The organism is Halobacillus sp. BBL2006, assembly GCF_000786645.1.
In the GTDB taxonomy this organism is placed as follows: domain Bacteria; phylum Bacillota; class Bacilli; order Bacillales; family Halobacillaceae; genus Halobacillus.
Genome location: NZ_JRNX01000639.1, coordinates 1 through 4,904 on the forward strand (window position 1 = coordinate 1; position 4,904 = coordinate 4,904).

7 protein-coding genes are annotated in these 4,904 nt (G+C 42.1%); 5 read left to right on the forward strand and 2 right to left on the reverse strand.

From position 1 onward, the window contains the following. Positions 1–164 precede the first annotated feature (164 nt). Both LD39_RS17410 and LD39_RS17415 read left to right on the forward strand, forming a co-directional pair. Entirely contained in the window at positions 165–644 is a 480-nt protein-coding gene (locus LD39_RS17410; protein ID WP_035550674.1) for a hypothetical protein, read from the forward strand. 83 nt (positions 645–727) lie between these two features. Beyond that, positions 728–1,264 (forward strand): GNAT family N-acetyltransferase, encoded by a 537-nt coding sequence (locus LD39_RS17415; protein ID WP_035550677.1) that lies wholly within the window; start codon positions 728–730, stop codon positions 1,262–1,264. A 50-nt stretch (positions 1,265–1,314) separates the two neighbouring features. On the opposite strand, the gene LD39_RS17420 is transcribed toward LD39_RS17415, so the two are convergent. After that, positions 1,315–2,190, reverse strand: coding sequence for a cation diffusion facilitator family transporter (locus LD39_RS17420; RefSeq protein ID WP_035550680.1), 876 nt, complete (start codon positions 2,188–2,190; stop codon positions 1,315–1,317). Positions 2,191–2,476: 286 nt separating this feature from the next. On the opposite strand from LD39_RS17420, the gene wrbA reads away from it, so the two are divergent. The 3 genes from wrbA (at position 2,477) to LD39_RS17435 (ending at position 4,554) form a co-directional block, all read left to right on the forward strand. Then, positions 2,477–3,091 carry an NAD(P)H:quinone oxidoreductase gene (gene wrbA / locus LD39_RS17425; protein ID WP_035550683.1) on the forward strand — a complete coding sequence of 205 codons (615 nt, stop codon included), beginning with the start codon at positions 2,477–2,479 and terminating at the stop codon, positions 3,089–3,091. 216 nt (positions 3,092–3,307) lie between these two features. Then, positions 3,308–3,550 carry an IDEAL domain-containing protein gene (locus LD39_RS17430; RefSeq protein ID WP_035550686.1) on the forward strand — a complete coding sequence of 81 codons (243 nt, stop codon included), beginning with the start codon at positions 3,308–3,310 and terminating at the stop codon, positions 3,548–3,550. A 173-nt stretch (positions 3,551–3,723) separates the two neighbouring features. Continuing rightward, complete coding sequence (locus LD39_RS17435; protein WP_035550688.1) at positions 3,724–4,554, forward strand: D-alanyl-D-alanine carboxypeptidase family protein; 831 nt, start codon at positions 3,724–3,726, stop codon at positions 4,552–4,554. Between the two features lie 37 nt (positions 4,555–4,591). On the opposite strand, the gene LD39_RS17440 is transcribed toward LD39_RS17435, so the two are convergent. Continuing rightward, positions 4,592–4,904: NAD(P)H-binding protein (locus LD39_RS17440; RefSeq protein ID WP_035550690.1), on the reverse strand; the 313-nt coding region annotated here is incomplete at its 5' end.

The following is a 4,904-nucleotide window of genomic DNA, read 5'->3' on the forward strand; positions in this document are numbered from 1 at the left end:
CTCGAAATCGAATCTTCCACAATCCTGCACGTTTTGCTGAATACGTTTACTCGTTAGATATGTAATAACAATACTGATGACATCACACAAAAGGAGTTAGTTATCACAGCTGCCCATTAGATGCATATCGTATAGGGATACTTCCGAGAAAGGAATTGATCGTTATGCATCGACAACAAGGTTTACCGTTCGGCCAGTTCATAGGTGGACCTGGTCAAGGACCAGGAGGTGGTTTCGGAAGCGGTCCAGGTCAAGGGGTAGGTGGCTTTTACGGTGGAGGTCCAAGCCTAGGGCCTGGTGGCTTTTATGGAGGCGGTCCGGGTCAGGGGCCAGGACCAGGAGGGCCAGGTCAGCCGCCGCTAGGCCCACCGCCTTTTGGTGGGCAGCAAGGAGGTCAATTGCCTCCGCCTCCGTCTACTCCGCCTCAAGCACAAGGTGCGACTGTATTCGCAGTTGATCCGGGATCATTCTATGGATGTTTGTACCGATATACGTGGGTGAGACTAGAGAATGGACGGTCGTTCTGGTTCTATCCTACGTTTATAGGTCGTACTTCAGTGGCTGGTTATCGCTGGCAGCGCAGAAGAAGAACGTGGGTATATACTGGCTTAGATACAAGGCTGATTTCAAGTTTTCAATGCTAAAAGAAAAAGATGGTACCACGAGCGGGGTGCCATCTTTTCTGTTAAAATAAATATTGAAGATGTTACAGAAGGGAAGAAGAGCTATGCCTGAAGTCAGAGAAGCACGCTTTGAGGATGCAGAAACAATTGCAAATATTCATCTGAGCAGTTGGAAATCTACATACCAAGACTTAATTGATGAGAGAGATTTGGGGAATATCACTCTGGAAAATCGGATGGCTCTCTGGGAAACGGTCCTTAGAAAGCCTGTCAACGGGCAAATCGCACTGGTTATAGAGAATGATCATGGGGAAGTAGTCGGTTTTGTTTCAGGCGGTAAAGAGCGGACAAAAAGCTACGACTATGATGGGGAAGTCTATGCCATTTACTTACTTGATGCCTATCAGGGAAAAGGTTATGGAAGAAAACTCCTTGAATCTTTTGCTACGGCTATGAAAGAAGCTGGCTACGAGTCACTTCTTGTATGGGTCCTCACCAAAAATCCCTCGAGTCAATTTTATACAAAAATGGGCGCCCATCCTGTGGAAGCCGAAAAGGTAACCATCGGACAAGGGACTTATGAAGAAACCGCATACGGTTGGAAAAACATTGATCAGTTGCTTCACAATTTTTCCAAATGAAAAAGCACCAATGGCACAAAGAATTAGACTTCTAGCCATTGGTGTTTTTGTTACCTCTCACTACCATAAGGTTCAATGTGAATGTGAGCATAACGAATTCCATGCTCTTGTTCAAGAAGCTCTTCAACTTCATCAGTAATGTCGTGCCCTTGTTGAATGGTAATATCAGGGTTTACATGGATGGTTGCTTCCACTAACGTTTGGTTCCCTTGTAATCGTCCTTTGACATCGATAACCGCCCATACATCCGAGTGCGTCGATATGGTTTCTCGGATACTTTCAATCTCTTCTTCATCAAAACCATCTGTCAAACTGTGTGTCGCATCTTTAAAGATATCCCACGCAGTCTTACAGATGATCAACCCAACGATCAAACCAGCTAAAGGATCCAACCAGAATACTCCGAATTGAGCACCGAATATTCCGATGGCGGCCCCGATACTGACTAAAGCATCCGAACGGTTATCCTGGGCAGCGGCATATAAAGCGTTACTATTTACTTTCTTGGATAATTTCAAATTGTAACGATAGACAGCGAACATGATGATCGCGGCAGTGATAGCTGTCCACGCCGTAAGCAAGGAAGGTTCGTTGGCGCGTTGATTGATAATGTCTTGAATAGTACCTATGATAACTTCGATCCCAACGGTCATCATGATGAATGCCGCAATAAGGGAAGCGATCGTTTCTGCTCGGAAGTGACCATAATGATGATCTTCATCAGGGGGCTTTCTGGATATTTTCAATCCTACTAGAACAGCAACTGAGGCGATGACATCGGTGGTATTGTTCAATCCGTCAGCACGTAAAGCTTCCGATTGTCCGAAGTAAGCAATCACTAACTTTGTAGCAGCCAATACCAAATAGGCGACGATGCTCACCCAAGCTCCCTTTTCACCCATTTTTAAATTTTCATATTCACTCATGTGACGGACCTCCGGGTTTTCTTGTAAAAGCTTGATATAGCTTATCAGAGTATATCCTATTGAGTCTAGAGAAACAAAGCTTTCCCTGTACAGATAGCTTGCATGCGGCAAGAATCTTTGCCCTTATTCAATAATCTGAATGGAATATAAAGGTTTCATAAAATATCTCGAATTAAAGAATCTTTAGTTTGAGTTTTATTTGAGAGGGGTATATACTTTTTGTGAATCCTAAACTTTATCTTCGGTAACAATACTGAGGAAGTATTTGAAAGAAGGAGAGATTTACATGGCAAATGTGAAATTGGCAATCGTTTATTACAGTTCCACTGGAACAAACTACAAAATGGCTCAATGGGCACAGGAAGCAGCAGAAGCTGCAGGCGCTGAAGTGAAACTTGTACGTGTCCCTGAAACAGCACCAATGGAAGCCATGGAACAGAATCCTGCTTGGAAAGAGCATTTCTTGGCGACCAAAGACGTTGTTCCTGAAGCAAAAGTAGACGACCTAGACTGGGCAGATGCTATCATCTTCAGTGCGCCAACTAGATTTGGGAATGTTCCAGCCCAATTAAAACAGTTCCTTGATATGACAGGCGGCTTATGGTTCCAAGGCAAGCTGATCAATAAAGTCGTCAGTGCCATGACTTCTGCTCAAAACCCTCACGGTGGTCAAGAAGCTACTTTACTTAACCTTTATACAACGATGTTCCACTGGGGTGCTGTGATCGCGGCTCCTGGGTACACGGATGAATCCTTATTTGCTGCTGGAGGAAACCCATATGGAACTAGCGTAAGTGTAGATGGCGAAGCAAACATTAAGGAAGACGAAGAAGCAGCAAAAGGTGCTGTAAAACATCAAGTAAACCGAACAATAGATATAGCTGCAAAATTTGTTGGCTAATTAAGGAATCTTTATGAAAAATTCTCCTCTCAACTGAGGAGAATTTTTTAATTGTAAATTTTTCTATTTTTTAAACCTCTCAAACCCCTATGAATATAGGGTTAAGAGGTTTAAAAAATAGAAAAGTGGGAATTATATAACTAAATATTCAGAAAACTTATTGCGAAATACATTAAAATCCTGCATAATGGAAAAAAGCATGAAGGGGGTATTCTCATGAGAAAGCAAAAGATGGTCTATGTTATCCGCCGCGACCCCGAATATAAAGGTAGAGAGATTACCGCAAAAAGAGAATTGTCCTTTGGTATTCAATTAGCTTCACGCCTGTTTATGGATCACTTAAGTTTTCAGTTCAACAAAGATCGTCTCGATAAAGAAATTAATATGGCGATTGATAACGGCGACCGTGAAGCATTTGAGCGTTTAAGTTTACAGTATCAACCCTATATTTGGGAGTAACTAATAAGGTAAAGCCACTGATTGCTCAGTGGCTTTTTTTTGTTACAATAGATAGATTACAATAGATAGACAAAACTAATGATTAACGGTGAATTAAGTCCCTAATCTCATATACAGGTTCTTCCTATAAATGTTATAGTTGAATTAACATCAAAGACTAGGAAGGTAATAAAATGAAAAAGCACATGTTACTGATTGCGGCATTAAGTTTGAGTTTAAGTGCTTGTTCTTTTGATCAATGGACAAATCAAGAAGAACCGAATGTATCTGCGTCTTCCTCTTCAAGTAAAAAAGAGGTAGAAGAGAAAGCTGAACCAGCATTGAACTCAGAAGAAAAGCAATCAGACGACTCTGAAACTGAAAAACAACAAAGTGAAACTAATAAGGAACAAAAAGGAAAAGACGGACTGATTGTAGTTAACGATCCGAAAAGCGCACAAGTGGTTGTAAATAAGCAAAGAAAACTTCCAGATGGCTACATACCGCCTGATCTGACGATTCCTGAAGTGCCGTTCTATTTCGATGAGGATTTACCCAAAAAGCAATTACGTGAAGAAGCGGCCAAAATGCTAGAGGAAATGTTCGCTAGTGCTAAAAAAGAGGGAATAGAGATCGTAGCCGCCTCCGGTTATCGTTCTTATGAGCGTCAAAAAAAGATTTATGAAGGCTATGTAGCAGAGTATGGAGAGGAGAAGGCGAATACCTTTTCCGCTAAACCAGGTACAAGCGAGCACCAAACAGGGCTCGCGATGGATGTGACGTCAGCAAAAATGTCCTTCCAGCTTGATCAATCCTTCCGCCAGACGGAGGAAGGTGAATGGCTGGCCAATCATGCTCATGAATATGGTTTTGTTATCCGCTATCCAAAAGGCAAGGATGATATCACAGGCTATACGTATGAGCCTTGGCATTTGAGATATGTAGGAAAAGACATCGCAACAGAAATACACAGTCAATCGTCGACTCTCGAAGAGTTCTTCGGTTTCCAGCCAGCAGGTGATTAAACGATCCCCCTTCAACTTCCAGGTTGAAGGGGGGTTTTTAATAACAGATTCCAACTCTTTTTTTCGGGAAACTAGAATCTTTAAGATTTTGAAAAGCGAATCGTGCAGTATCATCTACCGTTATTTTTTTTCCTCCCTCAGGGAGAAAATCGATTTCATATCGGATACTTCCTTGTTCTTCACCTTTAGGAAGGTACGTAGGGCAAATGATCGTCCAATTGAGGCTAGATGCTTCTAAAGATTCATATACTTTAACATGCTCTTCAGCAGCGAACGTTTTCTTACGTTTGGATTCCGGTGTTTGGAAGCGGTATTTCCCATTCTCATAGCGGCTTTTCAATATACCCGCC

Bases quoted from the DNA above. Each gene is read 5' to 3' on its own strand.
- LD39_RS17435 (WP_035550688.1), top strand. From the start codon at position 3,724: ATGAAAAAGCACATGTTACTGATTGCGGCATTAAGTTTGAGTTTAAGT.
- LD39_RS17410 (WP_035550674.1), top strand. From the start codon at position 165: ATGCATCGACAACAAGGTTTACCGTTCGGCCAGTTCATAGGTGGACCT.
- wrbA (WP_035550683.1), top strand. From the start codon at position 2,477: ATGGCAAATGTGAAATTGGCAATCGTTTATTACAGTTCCACTGGAACA.
- LD39_RS17430 (WP_035550686.1), top strand. From the start codon at position 3,308: ATGAGAAAGCAAAAGATGGTCTATGTTATCCGCCGCGACCCCGAATAT.
- LD39_RS17415 (WP_035550677.1), top strand. From the start codon at position 728: ATGCCTGAAGTCAGAGAAGCACGCTTTGAGGATGCAGAAACAATTGCA.
- LD39_RS17420 (WP_035550680.1), bottom strand. From the start codon at position 2,190: ATGAGTGAATATGAAAATTTAAAAATGGGTGAAAAGGGAGCTTGGGTG.